We start from the raw sequence: 1,162 nt of genomic DNA on the forward strand, positions 1-1,162 counted from the left end.
GGTGACTTCGAGGAGGAGGCGTTGTTGGGGGTCGATGGCTTTGGCCTCGCGCGGCGAGATGTTGAAGAAGCCGGCATCGAACTGATCGGCGTCGTGCAGGAAACCGCCGGACCGGGTGGTCGACGTGCCAGGACCTGCATCCCTCAGCACATCCTGTCCGGCGTCGCCCTCGTCGCTGCTTTCCCCCTCTTCCGGGAGCGCGGAGAAGAGCGTCTCCAAATCCCAGCCCCGGTTCGTCGGGAACCCACCGATCACGTCCCGCGCCTGGACCACCAGATCCCAGAGCTCGGCCGGGGAGTTGGCGCCACCCGGATAGCGGCAGCCCATGCCCACGATGGCGATCGGCTCGTGGGCGCTGTCCTCCACCTCCTGCAGGCGCCGGCGCGTCTGACGCAAGTCCGTGGTCGCCCGCTTGAGGTAGGTCCGGAGCTTGTCTTCGCCAGCCACTTGATTCAGTCCCTTGCAGAGGTCGGAGATGTTCAGGTCAGGGAGTCTGGAGCTCGCCGTCGAGCACGCTGAAGAGTTCGTCGTCCGTGGCGGAGTCGAGATCGTCCGGAGCGGAGCCGTTCGCCGTGTGACCGGCGTTCTCCCAGGACTTGAGGATTTCCCTGAGGCGCGCGGACACCTGCGCGTGCTCTGCCGCACCCAAGGATTCGGACACGAAGGCCGACTCGAGTTTGCCGATCTCCGTCATCAAGTAGTCCAACGCACCTGTTCCTGAAGCCTGTTGGAAGCCCCGCGGCGCGAGCTGCTCACGGAGGTACGTGGCGAGGTGCTGCGGCGTGGGGTGGTCGAAGGCGAGGGTGGCGGGGAGCCGAATACCGCTGGTGTGGGCGAGGTGGTTGCGCAGTTGCAGGGTGGTGAGCGAGTCGAAGCCGAGCTCCTTGAACGACTGCCGGACGTCGATGAGTTCGGGATCGGGGCTGGCCAGGACCGCTGCGATCGTCGTGCGGATCAGGGACAGCAGGAGTTCGATCTGCCCGTCCTCGGAGAGAGAGCTCAGCTCCTCCGCCAGGGATCCGGTACCCACCTGCGCGGAGGCCTCGCCGAGCACGGAGGAGCCGATTTGGGTGGTGGGGGTGAGGTGGTGGAGGAGTGGGGGGAGGGTGTTGTTGTGGGCTTGGGTGGTGAGGGTGGTGGTGTTGAGGTGGGTTGCGGTGGT

General features: G+C 66.3%; 2 protein-coding genes. Both read right to left on the reverse strand.

The annotated features are described in order from the left end of the window. A partial coding sequence (locus AC07AG_RS42605) for a beta-ketoacyl synthase N-terminal-like domain-containing protein (RefSeq protein ID WP_478762590.1) occupies positions 1-447 on the reverse strand: 447 nt, incomplete at its 3' end. Between the two features lie 37 nt (positions 448-484). Further along, the coding region (locus AC07AG_RS42610) for an acyl carrier protein (RefSeq protein ID WP_478762592.1) at positions 485-1,162 on the reverse strand (678 nt) is incomplete at its 5' end.

The organism is Streptomyces sp. NPDC044044 (assembly GCF_056434405.1).